Raw genomic sequence first — 22,245 nt, forward strand, 5'->3', positions numbered from 1 at the left:
CCGCTTCCTGCGCGGGGAGGGCGCGTCGACACCCGGAGGCCGGCCGTATGCGTCTGATCCTCGTCCGCCACGGCGAGACCCCGACCAACGTGGACTACCTGCTCGACACCACCGCCCCCGGGCCGGGACTGACCGCGCTCGGCGAGCGGCAGGCCGCCGCGCTGCCCGGGGTCCTCGCCGGCGAGGACATCGAGGCCCTCTACGCCTCGACCTTGGTCCGCACCCAGCTCACGGCCGCCCCGCTGGCCGCCGCCCGCGGCCTCGAGGTGCGCGTGCGCGACGGCATCCGCGAGATCTCCGCGGGCGACCTGGAGATGCTGCCCGGCCATTCCGAGCTGGGCGAGCGCTACCTGCGCACCGTCTTCGCCTGGGCCGCCGGGGACACGGATCTGCGCATGCCGGGCGGCGAGAGCGGCGCCGAGTTCCTCGCCCGCTACGACGCCGTGGTCGCCGAGGCCGCCGGCAGCGGCGCCGCCGGCGTCGCCCTCGTCAGCCACGGCGCCGCCATCCGCACCTGGTCGGCCGCCCGCGCCCACAACGTGGACGTCCCCTTCGCCGCCGCCCATCGCCTCGCCAACACCGGTGTCATCGTCCTCGAGGGCTCCCCGGCCGACGGCTGGAAGGCCCTGACGTGGGCGGGCGCGACCGTCGTACCCGCGGGCGAGGGCGGACCCGCGGGGGAGCCGCTGGGCGGGGGCCGGTGAGAGGTGCCCCCGGGGCTCGCGAGGGCGTGGCCCGAACCCGCCCTCGGGCGTTCGCTCCCGGGAGGGTCCGCCGAGTCGGGGGCGGGCGCTCAGGACGCGTGCGGCGAGCGGCCGGTCCCGCCGGCCGCGGGCCGGGGACACCGGAGGGTCCGCAGAGCACGCCGGGCGCTCACGCCCCGTGCGGCGACCGGTTGGTCCGGCCGGTCCGGCCGGTCCAGCCGGCCGCGGCCGGTGTCGGCGGCCCCGGTCACGGCGGGCGCACCGCCGTGCGCCCGGACGCCGTCCGACCGCGGGAACCGCGACAACCGGTGCCGACCGGCCGCCCGCGCGAGAGCCTGCCGCGATAACGGTTTGCCGTGACTGACGGGCGGCCCGCAGAATGCCACCCCATGGGACATCTGGAAGCCGCGCACCTCGAGTACTACCTCCCCGACGGGAGGGCGCTGCTCGGCGACGTGTCCTTCCGGGTGGGAGAAGGCGCCGTCGTGGCCCTCGTCGGGCCCAACGGCGCCGGCAAGACCACTCTGCTGCGGCTGATCTCCGGCGAGCTGAAACCGCACGGCGGCACCGTCACCGTCAGCGGCGGGCTCGGCGTGATGCGCCAGTTCGTGGGCTCCGTACGCGACGAGACGACCGTACGCGACCTGCTCGTCTCCGTCGCGCCGCCCGGCATCCGGCAGGCCGCGCAGGCCGTCGACCGGGCCGAGCACGCCATCATGACCGTCGACGACGAGGCCGCCCAGCTCGCCTACGCGCAGGCCCTCGCCGACTGGGCCGAGGTGCGCGGGTACGAGGCCGAGACGCTGTGGGACATGTGCACCACGGCCGCGCTCGGCGTGCCCTACGACAAGGCGCAGTGGCGGCAGGTGCGTACGCTCTCCGGCGGCGAGCAGAAGCGGCTGGTGCTGGAGGCGCTGCTGCGCGGCACCGACGAGGTGCTGCTCCTCGACGAACCGGACAACTACCTCGACGTCCCCGGCAAGAGGTGGCTCGAGGAGCGGCTGAAGGAGACCCGCAAGACCGTCCTGTTCGTCTCCCACGACCGGGAACTCCTCTCCCGCGCCGCCGAGAAGATCGTCTCCGTCGAGCCCGGACCCGCCGGCGCCGACGCCTGGGTGCACGGCGGCGGCTTCGCCACCTACCACGAGGCGCGCCGTGAACGCTTCGCCCGCTTCGAGGAGTTGCGCCGCCGCTGGGACGAGAAGCACGCCCAGCTGAAGAAGCTCGTCCTGAACCTCCGCCAGGCCGCCTCCGTCAGCCACGAGATGGCCTCCCGCTACCAGGCCGCGCAGACCCGCCTGCGCAAGTTCGAGGAGGCCGGGCCGCCGCCCGAGCCGCCGCGCGAGCAGGACATCACCATGCGCCTGAAGGGCGGCCGCACCGGGGTGCGGGCCGTCACCTGCGAGGGACTCGAACTGACCGGCCTGATGAAGCCCTTCGACCTGGAGGTCTTCTACGGCGAACGCGTCGCCGTCCTCGGCTCCAACGGCTCCGGCAAGTCGCACTTCCTGCGCTTGCTGGCCGGCGAGGACGTGGCGCACACGGGCCGGTGGAAGCTCGGCGCGCGCGTCGTCCCCGGGCACTTCGCCCAGACCCACGCCCACCCCGAGCTCCAGGGCCGCACCCTCCTGGACATCCTGTGGCAGGAACACTCCCAGGACCGGGGCGCCGCCATGTCGAGGCTGCGGCGCTACGAACTGACCCACCAGGCCGAGCAGACCTTCGACCGCCTCTCCGGCGGCCAGCAGGCCCGCTTCCAGATCCTCCTCCTGGAGCTGGAGGGCGTCACGGCCCTGCTCCTGGACGAGCCGACCGACAACCTCGACCTGGAGTCCGCCGAAGCTCTGCAGGAGGGCCTGGAGGCCTTCGACGGCACGGTCCTCGCGGTCACCCACGACCGCTGGTTCGCCCGCTCCTTCGACCGCTACCTCGTCTTCGGCAGCGACGGCCGCGTCCGCGAGACGCCGGAGCCGGTGTGGGACGAGCGCCGGGTGGAACGGGCCCGGTAGTCACTGGGGCCGGCGACGACGCCGGGCACGAAGCCGGCCCGGCTCGTCCGGCGCCGCCGCCGGCCACGGGAGGAACCCGCCCCGGACCGCCCGCGGGCGGTCCGCGAACCGTCCGGCTTCGCGGGCGCCCGGTTCGCCGGCGGAGGTCGTGCCCGGTGGCGGGAACGTCACTTCCAGCGGAGCAGCGCGCCCATGCCGCCCACGGGGGCCTCCTCGTCCGCCGCGGAGACCACGAGGACCGGCGCGTCCGTGGCGACCGCCGAGCGGATCAGGGCGTCGTCCGCCCGAGCCGCCCACGAGTGCTGCTCACCGAGCGTCCGCAGCTCCGTACGGCGCACCGCCAGCTGGTCCGGGTCCTCGCCGATCCACACCTCGCGGCGGGTGTCCGGGGCCTCGGCGCAGATGATCAGCTCGTCGATCCGGTGCTCCCGGGCCGCCTCGACCAGCGCGGGTACACCCTCCACGGCCCCGGCCCGCCCCTCGTCGTCCGGTGCGCGGGCGGCCAGGAACCGCTCCAGCTCGGCCTCCGTCCGCCGGCGGGTGTGCTCGGCGCGGGCCGCCTCCACGTCCTCGTCCAGCAGGCGGCTGCCCGTCCCGTGCCGCGCCTCCACCACCCGGTCCTGCAGCCGCTGCGGCAACCGCTCGTGCACGGCCCGCCGCTCCCGGTCGTCACCGACCAGGATCAGCAGGTCCGCCTGGGTCTCCTCCTGGCAGACGGACAGCGCGTCGGCGATCTCCGCGGCGTTGTGCTCCCAGGTGTTCTCCACCTTCAGCTGGAAGTGCCGCTCGGACCAGTCGACGGACGACGTGCGGTGGATGGGGTGCTGCCGGCCGGTGACGGAACCCGCCTCCTCCCGTCCCAGCCCGCTGCGCAGCTCGAAGTCCGCGCCCTTGCGGTCGATGTACGCCACCACGCACACCGGGTCCTGGCCGGCCAGCTCCAGCAGCGGTGCGACCCGCGGCAGGGGCCCCCACTCCGCCATGTCGCCCTGCGGGGGCCGGGCGAGCGGCGGATCCAGGACGACCTCGCCGGCGCGGGCGAACAGGGCCCGCCCGTTCGGCTCGGAGGAGCGGCGCAACTCCTCGATCGCGTTCTCCACCGCCCGGCAGGTCGCCTCGTCCGCGCCCTGGTCCGCCAGCCGGCGGGCCATCGCGGACGCCGTGAGATGCCGTTCGTGGGCCGTGCTCTCCGTGTGCCGGGAGGTGTCGACGTACACGGAGGCCCAGGGGCCGGAATGTTCGTACAGTGGATGCAGGAAAGCGAGATCCATGGCTCCCTCCCGGTTGCCGCTCGAGGGTCGGTGCTCCTCAGGCGGGTACCCGAACCCCATGGACGAACACGACGAGTGGGGCACGACGATGACCGGAGTCGACCCGGACCGGCTGGACGACCAGCAGCTCATGAAGGAGCTGGAGACGATCCACCGCACGCGCCACGACACCCTGCTGTACGGCTCGAACGACGCGCTGCGCGCCCACAACGACCGCATGGCCCAGTTGGAGGGCGAGTACCTGCGCCGCAACCCGCGCCGCTCCGTCACGCCCGGACGCACCCGTGAGGGCGCCCGGGAGCGCGATGCCGCGGACGACCAGGGCGGCAAGAGCGCGGCCGGGACCCCGGTCGGCAAGTGGGGCCCGGGCAGGACGGGCCGCCCCGGCGGGGCCTGAGCCCCTCGCGGCCGCGAGGCCGCTGGGAGACCATCTCGGCTCGGGACGCCGAGCGGCCCGGACGTCAGTCCTCCCACGTCAGTCTCGGCGAACGCGGACGGACGGTCCGCGGGCGCTCGCTCGTGACCGGCGGAACACCGCCGTGGGCGAGCGAGCGCGGTCGGCGGACCGTCCAGCGTGTCGTTCCCGACCAGGCCCCATCGACCGGGGAGACCGTCAGCCGGCCGCCTCCTCGGCGAACACGTCCAGGAACGTCTCGCAGAACGCCTTCAGGTCGCCCGGCTTGCGGCTGGTCACCAGCTTGTTGGGCCCGTTGTCACAGACCTTGACCTGCTCGTCCACCCAGGTGGCGCCGGCGTTGCGCAGGTCGGTCCGCAGACTGGGCCAGGATGTCAGCACCCGGCCGCGTACGACGTCCGCCTCGACGAGCGTCCACGGCGCGTGGCAGATCGCGGCGACCGGGAGGCCCTGCTCGAAGAACTCCTTGACGAACGCCACCGCCTTGTCGTCGGTGCGCAGGAAGTCGGGGTTGGCGACGCCGCCCGGCAGGACCAGCCCGCCGAAGGACTCCGCGGAGACCTCGCCGACGACGGCGTCGACCCCGAACGTGTCCGCCTTGTCGAGGTGGTCGAAGGCCTGCACCTCACCGGACTCGGTGGACACCAGCGCGGGCTCGTGGCCCGCCTCCACCGCCGCCTGCCAGGGCTCGGTCAGCTCGACCTGCTCGACGCCCTCGGGAGCCGTCAGAAACGCGATGCGCATGATCGTTCAATGTCCTTTCGTGGCACGCCGGTGGGACTCGTCGCCCCCGGCACGCTGCTTCTTCCTGGCCTTGGTGGCCGCCCGCCGGCAGCGCAGCAGCTCCTCGCCGTAGGGCAGGAGCACGCACGTGCCGATCGCGGCGGCGATGCCCGCGAGATAGGCACGGGACAGCGGGCGTCGGCGCGGCACCAGCCGCCATGCGCCGGGATCGCCGCGCCCACCCCGCGCCAGGGACCTCACCTGGTCGGCGTGCAGGCACATCAGCGACGCCAGGGCGGCGAACGGCAGCGACTCCAGGAAACTGTGGATGTGCTGCTCGACCGGCCTGACCTCGCGCTCGCTGTCGACGGCCGTGCGGACGTCCCACAGCGCGGTCGCCTCGTGCACCGCGGCACCCGCCAGCTGCACCGACAGCAGCAGCGGGTTGACCTCGTAGCGCAGGGTGAGCGCGATGGGCAGGCCGACCTCGGCCATCATCAGGGAATGGATCAGGGACTCCTTCGTGCCCGCGGTGTCCTCGATCCGGGTACGGCGGTGCATCGCCCAGTCGGCGATCCCGGGCACGAACCAGCTGGGCAGCAGCCCGTACAGCAGGTAGCGGGTGGTCGCGTCACCGACATCCACGGTGGTGCCGGCCGCAGCGGTCTCCGCGGCCCGGTCACGGCTCATCCGCCGCCCCTGACCAGCGTCTCCGCCAGCTCCTGCACAGTGCTGTAGCGCTCCTTGTGCGGCAGCCGCCGCACCGCCTCCACGAGGGCGTCCGGCGCGTTCTTGCGGCGCAGGGCCCGGGCGAGTTCCTCCGCGCCCGCGGGGAAGGAGCTGCGGCCCAGGAGCCGGGCCAGTTCCAGCCGCACCTTCTCCAGCGACGCGCGCGGGTTGCCCGGCACCACCGGACCGCCCCAGACCTCCGGGTCGTCCTCGGCGGACGGCTCGGGGTCGTGCCACTCCTCGCTCCGCGTGGGGTGTCCGGACCTGAGCAGACCCTGCAGTTCGTGCTTCATCTCGTCGTCCCGGTGGACACTCAGCCGGTCACTGCCTCGCTGCATGTCTCCCTCCACATCTTCGGTAGCCGGCCCACCGCGTACCCGTGCGGCGCGGGCCGACACGGGATACGTGCCGCCGATGTCCCGCACCGCGCGGGGGCGCCGGCTACTTCCTGTCCCGGCCCGGCAGGAACTCCTGAATCTTCGCCTTGAAGCCCTGCTTGATCATCGAGCCGCGGTCCGCGTCGCCCTTGAGGATCGACGCGGCCGTCGCCTCCATCTGCTCCCAGGTCGCGTGCGGCGGGATCGGCGGCACGGCCGGGTCGGTGAGGAACTCGACCACCGCGGGCCCGTCCGCCTCCAGCGCCGTACGCCACCCCGCCTCGACGTCCTCCGGCTTCTCCACCCGCACCCCGGTCAGGCCCAGGGAGCGGGCGAACGCCGCGTACTGCACGTCCGGCAGCTGCTGCGAGGGCAGGAACGAGGGGGCGCCGCCCATGGCGCGCATCTCCCAGGTGACCTGGTTGAGGTCCTGGTTGTTCCACACGGCGACCACCAGCCGCGGATCCAGCCAGCGGTTCCTGTACTTCGCCGCCGTGATCAGTTCCGCCATGCCGTTCATCTGCATGGCCCCGTCCCCGACCAGCGCGATCACCGGCCGGTCCGGGTGGGCGAACTTCGCGCCGATCGCGTACGGCACCCCGCAGCCCATCGTCGCCAGCGTCCCCGACAGCGAGCCGCGCATACCGGGCCGCAGGGTCAGGTGCCGGGCGTACCAGTTCGCCACCGAGCCCGAGTCGGAGGTGAGGATCGCGTCGTCCGGCAGCAGCGGGTCCAGGGCGCGGGCGACGTACTCCGGGTTGATCGGGTCGGCGGACAGCTCCGCCCGCCGCTCCATCACCTCGCGCCAGTACCGCACGTTGTCGCACACCGTCTCGAACCACTCGCGGCCGCGTTCCCCGCCCGACCTCAGCATGGGGATCAGCCGACGCAGCGTCTCCCTCGCGTCGCCGACGAGATTCACCTCGTACGGGTAGCGCATGCCGACCATGTGCGGGTCGATGTCGATCTGCACGCCCCGCGCCTTGCCGAACTCCGGCAGGTACTGGGTGTAGGGGAAGGAGGAGCCGATGGTCAGCAGGGTGTCGCAGTCCCGCATCAGCTCGTACGACGGGCGGGTGCCCAGCAGGCCGATGGAGCCGGTGACGTAGGGGAGTTCGTCGCTGAGGACGTCCTTGCCGAGCAGGGCCTTGGCCACGCCCGCGCCGAGCAGTTCGGCGATCCGCTCCACCTCGGCGCGCGCCCCGGCGGCGCCCTGGCCGACCAGGATCGCCACCTTGTCGCCGGAGTCGAGGATCTCCGCCGCCCGCCGCAGCGACTCCTCCGAGGGGACGGTCGTCCACGCGCTCCGGTCCAGGCTGGAGGGCACCATCTTGAACTCGTGCGTGGGCGGCGAGTAGTCCAGCTCCTGCACGTCCCCCGGGACGATGACCGCGGTGGGGCAGCGGCGCGCGTACGCCGTGCGGATCGCCCGGTCCAGCACGTTGGGCAGCTGCTCGGGGACCGTCACCGTCTCCACGAAGTCGGAGGCGACGTCCTTGAACAGCGTGTGCAGGTCCACCTCCTGCTGGTAGGAGCCGCCCATCGCGGAGCGGTGCGTCTGGCCGACGATCGCCAGCACCGGCACATGGTCCAGTTTGGCGTCGTACAGGCCGTTGAGCAGGTGGATCGCGCCCGGCCCCGACGTCGCCGCGCACACCCCGAGACGGCCGCTGAACTTGGCGTACCCGACCGCCTGGAACGCCGACATCTCCTCGTGCCGGGACTGAATGAACCTCGGCCGGTCCTCGGCCCGCCCCCACGCGGCGAGCAGGCCGTTGATGCCGTCGCCCGGATAGCCGAAGACCTGCTCCACACCCCAGTCGCGCAGGCGCTGCAGGATGTGGTCGGAGACCGTGGTGCTCATGAAGGGGACCTCCCCGGTAGGAGACGAGGGCACGGGGTGCAGGGCGTAACCCGTGTCGAGTGACCCCGAGGGCCGCCGGGAAAACCTGGACGGGTGTTTGCGGACGGGGGCCGGGGGCAGGCGCACACACAGTGCTTCGGACCGGAGGCACGTCCGTGGGACACCGCCGCGGCGGCCCCGGCAGACCGTCCGGATGCTGCCGCGCGTTCCCACGCCGACCGGCCAACCCAGAGCACTTCCAAGGGAGTTGCTACGCATCATGCGAAACCGAGCGAGCGCGAAGCACCACCCGCACGACGACGCCCCCGACACCGCGCAGGCCTTTTGCCGGCTCGCCACCCTTCCCCCCGGCCCCCGGCGCGACACGCTCCGCGGCCAGATCGTCGAGGCCTGGCTGCCCATGGCCGACCGCCTCGCCGGACGCTTCCGCAGCCGCGGCGAGAGCTACGAGGACCTGCGCCAGGTCGCGGCCCTCGGCCTCGTCAAGGCCGTCGACCGCTACGACCCCGCACGCGGCAACGCCTTCGAGAGCTACGCCGTCCCCACCGTCACCGGCGAGATCAAGCGGCACTTCCGCGACCACATGTGGACGCTGCACGTGCCGCGCCGCATCCAGGACCTGCGCAACCGTGTCCGGTTCGCCTGCCAAGACCTGTCCCAGACAGTCTCCGGACGCCGCCCCACCGTCGCCGAGATCGCCGAGCAGGCGCAGCTCACCGAGGAGGAGGTGCGCGAAGGGCTCGAGGCGCTGGAGAGCTTCACCGCTCTGTCCCTGGACGCGGAGATGCCCGGCAGCGAGGACGGCTACTCGCTCAGCGACGCGCTCGGCACGTCCGATCCCGCCCTCGACACGGTGGTCGACCGCGAGGCCGTGAAGCCGCGGCTGGCCGCGCTGCCGGAGCGGGAGCGGGCGATCCTGTACATGCGGTTCTTCGGGGACATGACGCAGAGCCGGATCGCCGAGCAGCTGGGGATCTCGCAGATGCACGTGTCCCGGCTGATCAACCGGTGCTGCGACCGCCTGCGGGAGCAGGTGCTGAAGGACGCCGGGTAGGCGAGGCGGGCGGGTTTTCCACCGGCTCACCCGGGACGCCGGGTAGGCGCGGCGGGAGGGTTTTCCACCGGCTCACCCGGGACGTCACCCGCTCGGCGGGCCTCGTTCCCGCCAATGGCGGGTGGTCGCGCGCGGCCATGGGCGGCGCGGGCTGTGATGGCTGTGGGACACGGACGTCGTGCCCCGCAGCCGTCGGCCGAAGGAGCCGTCCCATGCGCCGCACCGCCCGTGTCCTGTCCGTCGCCGCCTTGGCCGGTGCCGTACTGGCCGGTGGCGCTCCAGCCGCGTCGGCCGACCCGACGGCCGAGACGGGCCCTGCCACGGCCGCCCCGGACGGCAGCGTCACCGTCTCCGTCGCCTGCGACCCGATCGGCGTTCCCGCCCCCCGGACCGTGGACGCGACCTCGGAGGCCTTCGCCGAGGGCACCGTGCGGCTGACCCTGGTGCCCGGCGACGACGAACTGTCCGGCCCCGCCTACCGCGGCACCGCCCGGATCGCCCCCGCCGACGACCTCGACGTACCGGAGGCGGCGGCCGGCACCGGCTCCGCCTGGACCGTCGACGGCGTCTGCCCGGCGCCGCCCGACGGGAAGGCCGCCCGGTGGAGCACGACCTTCGACGTCTCCCGCGACGACGAGCCCGCCTGCGCACCGTCCGGCGGCGCGGGGTGTGAGGGCGACGAGGAGAAGTGCACCCCCCACGGCGCTGGGTGTGAGGAGGACGAGCCGGAGTGCACTCCGTCGCACGGAGCGGGGTGTGAGGACGGCGAGGACGGCGAGGAGAAGTGCGGCCCTTCACACGGCGCGAACTGCGAGGACGGCGAGGACGGCGAGGAGAAGTGCGACCCTTCGCACGGTACGGGGTGTGAGGACGGCGTCTTCGAGGCCTACGACGACCTCCCGGACGGCGAGGACGGCGAGGAGAAGTGCACCCCGTCGCACGGTGCGAACTGCGAGGACGGGACGACATGCGCGCAGGGGCACGGGGAGGACTGCGCGAAGGGCGAGTCCTGTTCATGGGACCACGGGAAGGAATGCGGCGCCGAGAAGCCCTGCCGCGAGGACCACGGCGACCCCGGCTGCACCGGCGCCCCCGCCGTCCGGCACGGCGTCCACGCCGGCGCCGGAGGCGCGTTCGGCGGCTCCGTGCCCGCCCTGGCCGCCGGCGGACTGCTGATCGCCGGCGCCCTCGGCGCCGCCGTGCACCGGCTGTGCCGCCGCGACCCGGCGGAGGACGTCTGAACCGCGCGCCCGCGCGTCGGCCCGCCTCACGCTGTGACCGGCGCAACCACGGGAACCGGCCATGGGACGACGGCCCGCGGGGTACTCAGAGCCCGAGAGCACATCCGGCCCCGTACGAGACGTCCCGCACCACCCGGCACGCGGGGGAGCAGACCGCCCCGGCACCGCGGGGCGGCGCACCCACCGGCCGGCGACAGCACAGGGCACCAGGCACGGACTGCGCGGAGGACCGCATGCGGCGCACGGAACCGGAAGGGCACGGCCCTGTCCGTTACGGGCCGCCGCTGCCCCCGGACGGACTGCCGGTGCCGCCCGGGCTCGCCTCGGTGCTCGCCGCGGCCGCCACCCGCGCCGACGCCGAACCGGTCGGCGGCGGACGCACCCTGCGGGAGGCCGCCTGCGACTACTGGGAGCGGCGCGGCACACCCACCGGGCCCGAGCGGGTCGTGGCCGGCCCCGGCGCCCCCGCCCTGCTGCTCGCGCTGACCGCCGCCGTCGGCGGCGACGTCCTGGTGCCCCGGCCGTGCGCGGCCTGGTGGGCGCCGGACGCACGCCTGCTGGGAAGACCCGTCTTCCATGTGGCGACGCCCGCCGAGTGCGGCGGCGTCCCGGACCCGTACGCCCTGCTGGAGACCGTGCGCCGGGTCCGCGCCGAGGGAGGCGACCCACGGCTGCTGGTCCTGTCCGTCGCCGACGACCCCACCGCCACCGTCGCCCCGCCCGAGCTGCTGCACGAGGCCGTGGAGGCCGCCGCCGGGGAAGGCCTGCACCTGGTCAGCGACGAGACCTGGCGCGACACCCTGCACGACCCGCACGACACCGTGCTGGTCAGCCCCGCCGAGATGCTGCCCGATCGGGTCACCGTGGTCAGCGACCTCGCCGGCGCCCTGCTGCCCGCGGGCTGGCCGGCCGCCGTCGCCCGCTTCCCCGCCACCGCCGACGGAGACGACCTCCACGCGCGCGTGCTCGACGTCCTCACCGCCCTCGACGCCCGTGTCGCCGCGCCGGTCGCCGCGGCCGCCGCCCACACCCTGACCGAACCCGAGCCGGTCACCGAGCGCGTGACGGCCGCCGTACGCCTGCACGCGCGGGTGGCCGCCGCCGCGCACGCCGCCGTGGAGGCCGCGGGCGCCCTCGCCCCGCCACCGCGGGCCGGCCGGCACCTGTACGTCGACCTCGCGCCGCTGCGCCCCGCGCTCTCCGCGCGGGGCGTCGGCGACGCGCAGGACCTGGAAGACCTCCTCACCGACCGGCTCGGCATGCCCGCGCCGGGCGGCCACCGCTTCGGCGACGACCTCGGGGCGCTGCGCGTCCGCCTGTCCACCGGCGCGCTGCTGGGCGGCACGGACGAGGAGCGCACGGAATGCCTCATGTCACCCACTCCGTTGGAACTGCCGCACGTGCAACGCGCGTTGATCCTCCTGAGGTCCGTCTTCGACGATCTCCGTGACGACGCTCGGCGATGGGAGCCCCCTCGATGACGCAGCAGTCCGAGTCGACCACCCCCACCGGTGCCCTCGCCGCGAGCGCGACCGGTACGAGCGCCACCGTGCGGGAAGCCGGCCACCCGGCGGCCCCCGCCCCCCTGGCGTCTGCCGTCCCGCCGCCGGCCGAACCCCGCCCGCTGGGGGAGCGGCGGGTGTGGCCGCGCACCTTCCACGACCGGTTGACCGCCCCGCTGCCCGGCCTCAAGGCCATCGCCCGCTTCGCCCGCGAGGGCTCCGTACGACCCGGCAAGGAGGGCCTCGCCGACATCGCGCGGCTGCCCGTCGAACCCGGCCCGCTGCCCCGCGTGGACGCCCGCACCGTCGCCGTCACCTGGGCGGGGCACGCCAGTTGGGTGCTGCGCGTCGGCGGCCTGACCGTGCTGACCGACCCGGTCTGGTCCCGCCGCATCCTCGGCACCCCGGCCCGCATCACCCCCGTCGGCGTCCCCTGGGAGGCGTTGCCGCCCGTCGACGCGGTCGTCATCAGCCACAACCACTACGACCACCTGGACGCCCCCACACTGCGCCGACTCCCGCGCGACACCCCGGTGTTCGTGCCGGCCGGCCTCGGCCGCTGGTTCCACCGCCGCCGCTTCACCCGCGTCACCGAGCTCGACTGGTGGGAGGCGGCCGAACTGTCCGGCGTCCGCTTCGACTTCGTCCCCGCCCACCACTGGTCCAAGCGCTCCCTCGTCGACACCTGCCGCTCCCTGTGGGGCGGCTGGGTGCTCACCGACCCCGACGGACAGCGCGTCTACTTCGCGGGCGACACCGGCTACGGCCACTGGTTCTCCCGCATCGGGCAGCGCTACCCGGGCATCGACCTCGCCCTGCTGCCCATCGGCGCCTACGACCCGCGCTGGTGGCTCAGCGACGTCCACTGCGACCCGGAGGAGGCGGTGCGGGCGGCGCGGGACCTCGGGGTGCGCCGCATGGCGCCCATGCACTGGGGCACGTTCGTGCTGTCCGCCGAGCCCGTCCTCGAACCCCTCCTGCGCGTGCGGGCCGCCTGGGAGGAGGCCGGACGCGACCGCGACGACCTGTGGGACCTTCCGGTGGGAGGCTCACGGATCCTGGACCCGGCACGCCCGTTCGTCAGGCCGCCCTCGTCCTTCGGACACGACGCCACAGACTCGGTGCCACGCTGATCACCACGGTCAGCACGACCGCGGCGACCACGCCCTCCCACGGCTCCGGGAACAGCGAACCCCCCAGGATGCCGATCAGCTGGTAGGTCACCGCCCAGGCCAGGCAGGCCGGCAGGTTGCCCCGGGCGAAGCGGCGCAGCGGCCACGTCGCCAGCAGGCACGCCAGCATCACCGGGATGCGGCCCGCCGGCACCAGCCGGGACACCACCAGCACCGCCGTGCCGTGGTCGGTCAGCTTCGCCTGCGCCTGCGCGAGCCGCTCCTCCGGCGCCCGGGACCGGATCGCCTCCAGCCAGCGCGAGCCGTTCTTCGACGCCAGACCGCGCCGGCCCAGCCAGTACAGCGCCACGTCACCGAGGAACGCCGCCAGCGACGCCGTCACGAACACCAGCAGCAGCGAGAACGGCGCCGTCTGGTGGAAAGCGACCACCGCCGCCGAACTCACCAGCGCCCCGGTCGGCACCACCGGCACCAGCGCCCCGATCAGCACCAGCAGGAACAGCGACGGATAGCCGATCGCCTGCTGTGTGGACTCCGTCGGCACGACCGTCGTGACCGCGGCGGACAGCGACGGCGTCACCGCGGCACCTCCAGGCGCACCGTCTCCCCGTGCCCGAGGCGGTGCACCGCCACCTCCGGCGCCCGCTCGGCCGCCAGGCGCACGAACTCGTCACCCGGGGCGTGGAATTCATGGGGGCGCACGGCGTCCATCCCGATCGGCCAGTACGTGCCGTAGTGCACCGGCACCGCACCGCGCGGCGCCAGCCGGGCCAGCGCCTCGGCCGCCCGCCCCGCGTCCAGATGTCCCTCCCCGAGGTACGGTCCCCAGCCGCCCACCGGCAGCAGCGCCACGTCGACCGGCCCCACCTCCTTGGCCATGTCCTCGAACAGGCCCGTGTCCCCGGCGAAGTACGTCCTCGCCGCGCCCTCGACCACGTACCCGAGCGCGGGGGAGCGGTGCGGGCCCACCGGCAGCCGCCGCCCGTCGTGCCGCGCCGGCACCGCCCGTATCCGCACACCGCCCACGGACACCTCGTCACCGGGCGCCATCTCGATCCGCCGCAGGTGCGCCAGGCGCCGCAGACCGGGGACGGCGCGCGGCGCGCCCCGGGGCACCAGCAGGCGCGTGCCCGGCGCGAGGCGCGCCAGCGAGGGCACGTGCAGGTGGTCGGCGTGCAGGTGCGACACCAGCGCCACGTCCGCCCGCCAGGCGTCCGGCGGGGGCGGCGCACCCCTGCGGCGCCGCAGGTGTGCGAGCCTGCGGGCGAACAGGGGATCGGTGAGCACACGGACGTCCGAGTCCTCGACCGTGCAGGTGGCGTGACCCCACCAGGTGACCTCCACCGGCACCTCTTTCGCCTCCTTCGCGCGACTCCCCCGAAGCCTACGGGCAGGAGTAGGGTCGGCGGCGAAACCCGGAGGTGAGGGGGACGCCATGGGACCGGTGCGGGTCACGGCGATCGCGAGTCTGACGCCGCTGGAGGAACTGGACGCCGATCCCTTCCTGGTGGATTCCCGCGGCCAGCACGCGATGTGCGCGCGGTGGGCCGCCGAGCGCGGCTACGTCGTCAGCCGCGAGTTGCTCGTGCGCGGACTGCGCGCCGACCACGACGTGCTGTGGGACGGCGTCCGGCCCGGCGTCGACCTGTTCGTCGCGCCCAGCCGGCGGGTGCTGGAGAGCGCGCTGTCCTCCGTGGAGGAGTTCACCGCGGAGTGCGCGCGGCGCGGGGTGCGGGTGGAGACCGTGGGCTGCGCCGAACCCGCCTACGACGCGCAGATGAAGGCCCGCGTCCACCGCAGACTGTCGATGCCGACGGCCGGCTACGACGGCGGCTGACGCCTCGGAACGGCGGCTGACGCCCCAGTGCGGCGGAACCCGCGCCGATACGGCGGAGGGGACGCCTCGGGGCGGCGCATCAGCGCCGGTACGGCAGGTGACGCCTCGGGGCGGCGGATGACGCCCGGATACGGCGGATGACAACCAGGTACGGCGGATGACGCCCCGGCACGGCGGGAGACGGGGTTCGGGTTCGGCGGGGGACGGTGACGGGGTTCGGGTAAGGCGGGGGAGACCTCCGGGGTCGGCCGGGGAGACCTCCGGGTTCGGGTAAGGCGGGGGAGACCTCCGGGGTCGGCGGGGGAGACCTCCGGGTTCGGTGGGGGATGACCCCGAGGTGGCCCTCCGGCGCGATGTGACAGGGTGGAGGCGGCTCGCACGGGCGACGGGGCCGGATGGTGAGGTGGACGGGGCGTGGGTGCAGGGCGTTGGCGGCGGGCGGTCAGTCAGGCCGGGCGGAGCGTCGCGGTGTGGGGCGTGTCCACGGTCACGATGCTCGTGCTGGCGGGCATCCTGCCCGACTTCCGGCTCCAGTCGCCCGACGGTGACAGTGCTACCACCATCGCCGTCACCGCGGCCGTCGGCGCCGGTGTGTTCGGTGTGCTGTCCGCCCTCGCCTGGCCCCTGCTGGTCCGCCTGCTGCTGCTCGTCCCCGCGCTCGTCCTCGGCCTGCTGGTCTTCTTCCTCAACGGCTCGCTGCTTCTGCTGGCGCTGCGTCTGAACCCGTCCGGGCAGAGCGAGGCGGCGCCCGAGACCGCCGTCATCGTCGCCGCCGTGATGTCCGCGGTGGCCTCCGCGACGGGCGGTGCCCTCGCCGTGCGCGACGACGACGCCTACCGGCGCCGTCTGTACCGCCTCGCCGACCGCCGCCGCCGGGGCGGCCCGGCCTGCCCGTCCGCTCCCGGCACCGTCTTCCTCCAACTCGACGGCGTAGGCCACGACGTCCTCGTCGCCGCCGTCGGCAAGGGCCTCATGCCGACGATCGCCCGCTGGCTCGGCCACGACACGGGTCACGACGCGGACCCGAAGGCCGGGCAGCACGGCATGGAGCACGGCGCTCGGCCCGGCGCGCGGGGGCACGCCGATCGGGGCGCGGGGCACGGCATGGCGCACGGGGTCGGGGACGGCGCCGGGCACGCCGTGGGCGAGGGCTCCGGGGACGGTGCGGGGCACGGCGCCGTCCACGGGGCGGGGTACGGCGTGAGGAGCCTCGTTCCGGGGCATGGCGCGGTCGAAGACGCCGGGCAGGGAACCGGGCACGGCGACGGGCACGGCACGGGTCACCACCCGGGCCGCAGCACCGCGCCCGGCCCCGCTCACGGCCCCGCGCCCGGCCCCGGCCACCTCCCCGGGCAGAGCTCCCGCCCCCGCTCCCGTCCCACCCACCGGCTCACCCCGTGGCGCACCGACTGGTCCAGCCAGACCGGTGCCAGCCAGCTCGGCATCCTGCACGGCAGCAACCACGACGTCCCCGCCTTCCGCTGGTACGAGAAGGAGACCCGGGAGGTGATGGTCTGCAACCGCCCCACCAGCGCCGCCGAACTCCAGCGCCGCGCCGTGGAACGCACCGGTGACGGCGGGCTGCTCTCCGCCGACGGCGCCAGCCGCGGCAACCTCTTCGGCGGCGGCGCCGACGAGCAGGCCCTCGTGCTGTCCATAGCGACCCGCCGGCGCAGCCCCGCGAACCGCTCCCGCGCGGGCTACTTCGCGTACTTCTCCGACCCGGCCAACGCCGTGCGCACCGCCCTGTCGTTCGTCGCGGAGGCCGCCCGCGAGGTCGGCCAGTCCACCCGTGCCCGCCTGCGCAAGGAGCGTCCGCGCGTCGCCCGCGGCGGCCTCTACCCCTTCATCCGCGCCTTCGCCACCGTCGTCGAACGGGACGTCGTCGTCGCCGCGGTGATGGGCGACCTCCTCGCCGGCCGCACCGCCGTCTACGCCGACCTCGTCGCCTACGACGAGGTCGCCCACCACTCCGGCCCGCTCGGCCGCGACGCCGAACAGGTCCTGGCCCGCCTCGACCGGTCGCTCGCGCTCATCGAGAAGGTCGCCGAGCACGCCCCCCGGCCGTACCGGATCGTCGTCCTGTCCGACCACGGCCAGAGCCCCGGCGAGACCTTCCGCGCCCGTTACGGCCTCACCCTCGGCGACCTGGTGCGGGCCGGCTGCGGGCTGCCCGTGCCGCGCAGGGCCGAGCGCACCCACAGCGGCGCCGAGGCCCGCGCGGCCGTCCGGGCGGCCCTGCGCCGGCCCGTCGAGGAGGGCGACGAGCAGCACCGCCCCACCCGCGGCTCGGAGCCCGTCGTGCTCGCCTCCGGCAACCTGGGCCTGGTCTCCTTCCCCGACGTGCCGCACCGCATGAGCAAGGAGGAGATGGACGCCCGGCACCCCGCCCTGCTCACCACCCTCGCCAACCACCCCGGCATCGGCTTCCTGCTCGTGCGCAGCGAGGAGCACGGCGGGGTGGTGCTCGGCCCGTACGGCACGGAGATCCCCGTGGACCGGCTCGACGAGGAACCGGGCCCGCTCGCCGGTTTCGGTCCGGGAGCCGTCGAGGCGGTCCGCCGCACCCACTCCTTCCCGCACGCCGCCGACATCATGGTCAACTCCTTCCACGACCCCGCCGACGGGGAGGTCCTCTCCTTCGAGGAGCAGATCGGGTCCCACGGCGGTCTCGGCGGCGCCCAGGCCAAGCCGTTCCTGCTGTCCCCGCTCGCCCTGTCCGCGCCCGTCGCCGACGGCGAGGACCTGATCGGCGCCGAGCATGTCCACCGCGTCCTGCGCCGCTGGCTGCGCGAGTCCGACGGGCCGCAGGTGCCGCTGGAGCCGGCGCGGGAGGAGCGCGCCGCCTGAGAAAAACCGGCTGCGCCCCGGGAGCGGTACACCCACACTGTCCGTACCGATCCGCGCCCTCGCGCGCCCTCTTCCGCATCCCGCAAGGAGTTGCCGCTTTGCAGGCAGCCGTCACCGTCACTCCGGCCCGTGTTCCCGAACTGCTGCTCGGCCTCGCCACCGTGCGGCCCGTGTTCCTCTGGGGCGCCCCCGGCATCGGGAAGTCCTCCCTGGTACGGGACTTCGCCACCTCCCTCGGGCTGGAGTGCGTGAGCCTGCTCGGCACCCAGCTCGCCCCCGAGGACCTCATCGGCGTGCCGCAGATCCGTGACGGACGGTCGGTGTTCTGCCCGCCGGAGGCCATCGCCCGCGACGAGCCGTACTGCCTGTTCCTGGACGAGCTGAACGCGGCCACGCCCGATGTGCAGAAGGCGTTCTACTCGCTGATCCTGGACCGCCGCATCGGCAGCTACGAGCTGCCGAAGGGCTCGATCGTCATAGGCGCCGGCAACCGCGCCACCGACAACGCCCTCGCCCGCCCGCTGGCCTCCGCGCTGGTCAACCGCCTCACCCACGTCCACCTGGAGGTCTCCGCCCGGGACTGGCTGACCTGGGCGGTGGAGAACGGCATCCACCCGTGGGTCCTGGACCACCTCACCGACCGCCCCGACCACCTGTGGTCCAAGCCGCCGAAGACCGAGGAGCCGTTCTCCACGCCCCGTTCCTGGCACATGCTCTCCGACGCGCTGCACTCCTTCGGCCGCGACCTCGACGAGGACACCCTGAAGGTCCTCGCGCACGGCACGCTGACCCCCGCGCACGCCACCGCCTTCTGCGGCTACGTCAAGATCGTCCGCAGCCGGTACGGCATCGAGGCCGTCCTCAAGGGCGACGCGCCCTGGCCGCACCGCGTCGAGGACCGCGACCTGCTCTACTACCTCGCCGAGTCCTTCCGCGGCCGGCTCGTCAAGGAACTCCCCGCCGTCAAGGAGCACATGTCCGCGAACGGCCGGCAGACCGCGTACCGCGCCAAGTCGCTGCTCGTGCAGCTCGCCGAGATCTCCGTCGAGGTCGCCCAGACCGTCATCGCCTCCGACGCCGACGGCAACCCCGTGCTGCCCGCCTGGTTCCTGGTCGAGGCCGCCCGGGACATGCCCCGGCTGGTGGAGGCGCGGCGGTGAGCGGCCGCGGCCGCAAGAAGCGGGACCTGGCCGGGGAGGCCTTCGCCGAGGGGATGCGGCTGGTCCGCGCCAACCCGGCGCTGGCCGCCCTCGACTTCGACGTCTGCCGCCAGGAGGAGTGCGCCCTGGCCCCCCGCGACGGCCTGGTCCGCGTCGACTCCGACGGCACCCTGCACGCCCACCCCGCCCGCATCGCCGACCCCGCCCACTGGGCCTGGTCACTCGCGCACGCCGCCCTCCACCTGGGCTTCGGTCACGTCCCGGCGGCCAAGGGCGACCGGATCCAGCCCGACCGGTACGAGCTGGCCGCGCGCTGCACCGTCGTCAACCGCTTCCTGCTGACCTTCCCCGTCGGCCGCACCCCGGACGAGCTGCCGCAGGCCTACCCGGACGGCGACGAGGAACAGCTCGCGGACCGCTGGCGGCGCACCGGCCTCCCGGCCGCCTACGCGCGCTGCGGCACGGCGGGCGCCGAACCCGACCAGCTGCTGGTGCCGTGGGAGGGCTGGTTCGGCGGGCAGCTCCCCGACTGGCAGCTGGCGTTCGCCACCGCCCTCACCCGCACCGTGTCCGCCGCGATGGACGTGGCGGGCGGCCGCCGCGACACCCTCGACGGGGAGGCGCCCGGGCGGCGCCCCTGGGAGCAGGCGCTCGGCTGGTTCATCTCCTCGTACCCGCTGCTGGGCGGCATCGCCGCCGGCATCGAGCTGGTGGCCGACGCCGAGCTCGCCCGCGCCCACGGCATCCAGATCGCGGCCGTGAACCCCGAGGCGGGCGAGATCTACGTCAACCCCCTGCGCCAACTGGACGCCGAGGAATGGCGGTTCGTCCTCGCCCACGAGATGCTGCACGCCGCGCTGCGCCACCACGACCGCTGCGGCCCCCGCGACCCCTACCTGTTCAACGTCGCCTGCGACTACGTCATCAACGGCTGGCTGCGCGAGATGCAGGTCGGCGCCATGCCCGACGGCCTGCTGTACGACCCGGAACTGGCCGGCCTGTCCGCCGAGGAGGTTTACGACCGCATCGCCGGCGACCTGCGCCGCATGCGCCGCCTCGCCACCCTGCGCGGCCGGGGCGTCGGCGACGTCCTCGGCGGCCCGCTGGGTTCCCCGCCCCGCGACCACGTCGACCTCGACGGTTTCTACCGCCGCGGCCTCGCCCAGGGCCTCGACCTGCACGAGCGGCAGGAACGGGGCTTCCTGCCCGGCGGGCTGGTCGAGGAGATCCGCGCCCTGAACCACCCGCCCCTGCCCTGGGACGCCCGACTCGCCCGCTGGTTCGACGAGTTCGTGCCGCGGCCGGAGCCGCTGCGGTCGTACGCCCGTCCCGCGCGCCGCCAGGCCTCCACCCCCGACATCCCCCGCGCCGGCCGCTGGTTCCCGCCCGAGGAGGTGCCCCGCTGCACCTTCGGCGTCGTCCTGGACACCTCCGCCTCCATGGACCGCGCCCTCCTCGGCAAGGCGCTCGGCGCGATCGCCTCCTACGCCGAGGCCCGTGACGTACCGGCCGCCCGGGTCGTCTTCTGCGACGCGGCCCCGTACGACGCCGGCTACCTGCCGGTCGCCGAGATCGCCGGGCGGGTGCGCGTCCACGGACGCGGCGGGACGGTCCTGCAGCCGGGCATCGACCTGCTGCACCGCGCCCGCGACTTCCCGCCCGGCGCACCGGTCCTGGTGATCACCGACGGCTGGTGCGACGTCCTGCGGGTGCGCCGCGAACACGCCTACCTCGTCCCGCAGGGCCGTCACCTGCCGTTCACCCCGCGTGGGCCGGTCTTCCGGGTGCGGTGAAGCCGAGTGTGATCGGATAAGGGCAGGAACCCTCAACGGGACCCCATGCGAAAGGAAGAACCGTGGCAACCACGCGCTCCGCACACACCGTCTGGGAAGGCAGCCTGCTCGACGGCAACGGCGTCGTCACCTTCGACTCCTCCGGCGCCATCGGCGAGCAGCCGGTCACGTGGGCCGCCCGCAGCCAGGAGCCCAGCGGCAAGACCAGCCCCGAGGAGCTGATCGCGGCCGCCCACTCCAGCTGCTTCTCCATGGCCCTCTCGCACGCCCTCGCCGGCGCCGGCAACCCGCCCTCCAGGCTCGTCACCTCCGCCGACGTCACCTTCCAGCCGGGCGAGGGCATCACCGGCATCCACCTCACCGTGGAGGGCACCGTCCCCGGCCTCGACAACGACGGCTTCGTCTCCGCCGCCGAGGAGGCCAAGGTCAACTGCCCCGTCAGCCAGGCCCTGAAGGCCGTACCGATCACGCTGTCGGCGAAGCTCGCCTGAGCGGCGCACGACCTGCCCGGGGGTGCGGGGCGTCCACCACGGACGGCTCGCACCCCCGTTCGGTTCACGGAGGCCGGACCGGGTATGACGGGCTGTGCCCCAGGACCGGCTCCGGGGGCGACGGAAGGACGACGACGGTGCCGACAGCCGCCGCACCCGGCACGGGAAGGTGAGCCCATGGGGTCACGCCCCGCCGTCTCCGCACACCGCGGAGGCTCCGAGGTCTGCGGCGCCGCCACCCGGGAGGCGTACGAGGACGCCCTCGCCTCCGGTGCCGAGTACGCCGAGTTCGACGTCCGGCGCACCGCCGACGGCGTGTTCATCGTCCACCACGACGCCCGTGCCCGCCGGACGGGACCGCCGCTGTCGCGGATCGGCTACGCCGAACTGTGCGACCGCGCCGGGTACGCCGTCCCCGTCGTCGAGGACGTCATGGCGCTGGTCGCCGGGAGGGTCGTCGGGCACCTCGACCTGAAGGAGAGCGGGTACGAGCGCGAGCTGATCGACCGGGCGGTGGCGCTGCTCGGCCGGGACGGCTTCGTCGCGACCACCCTCGAGGACCGCTCCGTCGCCGCGATCACCCGCTCCTTCCCCGGCGTGCGCACCGCCCTGTCGCTGGGCCGGGACCGCGCCGAGATCGCGGCGGGCCGGCTGGTGGGCACCCGGGCGGGCGAGCTGTTCCCGATGCGCCGCCTGCGCGCCTGCGGCGCGCACGGTGTCGCCGTGCACCGGCGGCTCGCCCGCGCCACCGTGCTGCGCGCCGCGGCCCGGCACGGCCTGTTCACCATGGTGTGGACGGTCAACGAGGACGCCGCGCTGCGCGTCTTCCTGGCCGACCCGCGCGTGGACGTCCTGATCACGGACCGGCCCCGGCGGGCGGTGGAGCTGCGCGGGGAACCGCATCGAACGCTTCCGGCGGGGCACCTGTCCTCCTGACCGGCAACGAACCGTCCGCCTGCTGCCCGACCGGGCGCACGGGATCCGTGAACCGGGCGCACGACGGCACGTCCAGGGGGTACTCGGCACCCCGAGCGGGTGGCGCACCGCGGCCCCCAGGAGCGGGGACCCAGGGGCCCCATTGACAGGAGCCCG

At 74.6% G+C, this 22,245-nt stretch carries 20 protein-coding genes; 13 read left to right on the forward strand and 7 right to left on the reverse strand.

Features of this window, described 5'->3' with window-relative positions; genetic code table 11:
- The first annotated feature begins 47 nt into the window (after positions 1 to 47).
- Both ACIHAR_RS10350 and ACIHAR_RS10355 read left to right on the forward strand, forming a co-directional pair.
- Entirely contained in the window at positions 48 to 704 is a 657-nt protein-coding gene (locus ACIHAR_RS10350; protein WP_365459461.1) for a histidine phosphatase family protein, read from the forward strand.
- A 389-nt stretch (positions 705 to 1,093) separates the two neighbouring features.
- Positions 1,094 to 2,713, forward strand: coding sequence for an ABC-F family ATP-binding cassette domain-containing protein (locus tag ACIHAR_RS10355; RefSeq protein WP_400018484.1), 1,620 nt, complete (start codon positions 1,094 to 1,096; stop codon positions 2,711 to 2,713).
- A 167-nt stretch (positions 2,714 to 2,880) separates the two neighbouring features.
- On the opposite strand, the gene ACIHAR_RS10360 is transcribed toward ACIHAR_RS10355, so the two are convergent.
- Complete coding sequence (locus ACIHAR_RS10360; protein WP_365459467.1) at positions 2,881 to 3,984, reverse strand: Vms1/Ankzf1 family peptidyl-tRNA hydrolase; 1,104 nt, start codon at positions 3,982 to 3,984, stop codon at positions 2,881 to 2,883.
- A 58-nt stretch (positions 3,985 to 4,042) separates the two neighbouring features.
- Between ACIHAR_RS10360 and ACIHAR_RS10365 the strand changes: the two genes are divergently transcribed.
- Complete coding sequence (locus tag ACIHAR_RS10365; protein WP_365459470.1) at positions 4,043 to 4,381, forward strand: DUF6158 family protein; 339 nt, start codon at positions 4,043 to 4,045, stop codon at positions 4,379 to 4,381.
- A gap of 216 nt (positions 4,382 to 4,597) precedes the next feature.
- Here ACIHAR_RS10365 and ACIHAR_RS10370 read toward each other — a convergent pair whose 3' ends face one another.
- The 4 genes from ACIHAR_RS10370 to ACIHAR_RS10385 all read right to left on the reverse strand — a co-directional run bounded on the left by ACIHAR_RS10370 (position 4,598) and on the right by ACIHAR_RS10385 (position 8,092).
- Positions 4,598 to 5,143, reverse strand: coding sequence for a type 1 glutamine amidotransferase domain-containing protein (locus tag ACIHAR_RS10370; RefSeq protein WP_365459473.1), 546 nt, complete (start codon positions 5,141 to 5,143; stop codon positions 4,598 to 4,600).
- A 6-nt stretch (positions 5,144 to 5,149) separates the two neighbouring features.
- The gene (locus tag ACIHAR_RS10375; protein ID WP_365459476.1) at positions 5,150 to 5,812 is read right to left on the reverse strand and encodes a diguanylate cyclase; all 663 of its coding nucleotides are present in this window, start codon (positions 5,810 to 5,812) and stop codon (positions 5,150 to 5,152) included.
- Positions 5,809 to 6,189, reverse strand: a complete 381-nt coding sequence (locus ACIHAR_RS10380; protein WP_365459479.1) for a DUF2795 domain-containing protein — start codon at positions 6,187 to 6,189, stop codon at positions 5,809 to 5,811. Before ACIHAR_RS10380 ends, ACIHAR_RS10375 begins: the two co-directional genes overlap by 4 nt.
- A 103-nt stretch (positions 6,190 to 6,292) precedes the next feature.
- On the reverse strand, positions 6,293 to 8,092 hold the full coding sequence (locus tag ACIHAR_RS10385; RefSeq protein WP_365459482.1) for a thiamine pyrophosphate-requiring protein: 1,800 nt from the start codon (positions 8,090 to 8,092) through the stop codon (positions 6,293 to 6,295).
- A gap of 259 nt (positions 8,093 to 8,351) precedes the next feature.
- On the opposite strand from ACIHAR_RS10385, the gene ACIHAR_RS10390 reads away from it, so the two are divergent.
- From ACIHAR_RS10390 to ACIHAR_RS10405, 4 genes are all read left to right on the forward strand, one after another.
- Positions 8,352 to 9,146, forward strand: coding sequence for an RNA polymerase sigma factor SigF (locus tag ACIHAR_RS10390; RefSeq protein WP_400018488.1), 795 nt, complete (start codon positions 8,352 to 8,354; stop codon positions 9,144 to 9,146).
- 212 nt (positions 9,147 to 9,358) lie between these two features.
- Complete coding sequence (locus ACIHAR_RS10395) at positions 9,359 to 10,387, forward strand: hypothetical protein (protein ID WP_400018490.1); 1,029 nt, start codon at positions 9,359 to 9,361, stop codon at positions 10,385 to 10,387.
- Positions 10,388 to 10,620: 233 nt separating this feature from the next.
- Positions 10,621 to 11,868, forward strand: a complete 1,248-nt coding sequence (locus ACIHAR_RS10400) for an aminotransferase class I/II-fold pyridoxal phosphate-dependent enzyme (protein ID WP_400018492.1) — start codon at positions 10,621 to 10,623, stop codon at positions 11,866 to 11,868.
- On the forward strand, positions 11,865 to 13,022 hold the full coding sequence (locus ACIHAR_RS10405; RefSeq protein WP_400018494.1) for an MBL fold metallo-hydrolase: 1,158 nt from the start codon (positions 11,865 to 11,867) through the stop codon (positions 13,020 to 13,022). Before ACIHAR_RS10400 ends, ACIHAR_RS10405 begins: the two co-directional genes overlap by 4 nt.
- Here ACIHAR_RS10405 and ACIHAR_RS10410 read toward each other — a convergent pair.
- Positions 12,970 to 13,602, reverse strand: a complete 633-nt coding sequence (locus ACIHAR_RS10410; protein WP_365459497.1) for a VTT domain-containing protein — start codon at positions 13,600 to 13,602, stop codon at positions 12,970 to 12,972. The genes ACIHAR_RS10405 and ACIHAR_RS10410 overlap by 53 nt on opposite strands.
- On the reverse strand, positions 13,599 to 14,372 hold the full coding sequence (locus ACIHAR_RS10415) for an MBL fold metallo-hydrolase (protein ID WP_400018497.1): 774 nt from the start codon (positions 14,370 to 14,372) through the stop codon (positions 13,599 to 13,601). Before ACIHAR_RS10415 ends, ACIHAR_RS10410 begins: the two co-directional genes overlap by 4 nt.
- An 85-nt stretch (positions 14,373 to 14,457) precedes the next feature.
- On the opposite strand from ACIHAR_RS10415, the gene ACIHAR_RS10420 reads away from it, so the two are divergent.
- The 6 genes from ACIHAR_RS10420 (at position 14,458) to ACIHAR_RS10445 (ending at position 22,089) form a co-directional block, all read left to right on the forward strand.
- A complete protein-coding gene (locus ACIHAR_RS10420; protein ID WP_365459503.1) occupies positions 14,458 to 14,859 on the forward strand; it encodes a hypothetical protein in 402 nt (133 codons plus the stop codon).
- 468 nt (positions 14,860 to 15,327) lie between these two features.
- A complete protein-coding gene (locus ACIHAR_RS10425; RefSeq protein WP_400018610.1) occupies positions 15,328 to 17,709 on the forward strand; it encodes a phage holin family protein in 2,382 nt (793 codons plus the stop codon).
- Positions 17,710 to 17,807: 98 nt separating this feature from the next.
- Entirely contained in the window at positions 17,808 to 18,869 is a 1,062-nt protein-coding gene (locus ACIHAR_RS10430; protein WP_388748015.1) for an ATP-binding protein, read from the forward strand.
- A gap of 53 nt (positions 18,870 to 18,922) precedes the next feature.
- Entirely contained in the window at positions 18,923 to 20,662 is a 1,740-nt protein-coding gene (locus ACIHAR_RS10435) for a hypothetical protein (protein WP_365459587.1), read from the forward strand.
- 62 nt (positions 20,663 to 20,724) lie between these two features.
- Positions 20,725 to 21,153 carry an OsmC family protein gene (locus ACIHAR_RS10440; RefSeq protein ID WP_365459509.1) on the forward strand — a complete coding sequence of 143 codons (429 nt, stop codon included), beginning with the start codon at positions 20,725 to 20,727 and terminating at the stop codon, positions 21,151 to 21,153.
- Between the two features lie 177 nt (positions 21,154 to 21,330).
- The gene (locus tag ACIHAR_RS10445; RefSeq protein WP_400018501.1) at positions 21,331 to 22,089 is read left to right on the forward strand and encodes a glycerophosphodiester phosphodiesterase family protein; all 759 of its coding nucleotides are present in this window, start codon (positions 21,331 to 21,333) and stop codon (positions 22,087 to 22,089) included.
- Positions 22,090 to 22,245 lie beyond the last annotated feature (156 nt).

This window comes from Streptomyces sp. NPDC052016 (genome assembly GCF_044548445.1).
Lineage (GTDB): Bacteria > Actinomycetota > Actinomycetes > Streptomycetales > Streptomycetaceae > Streptomyces.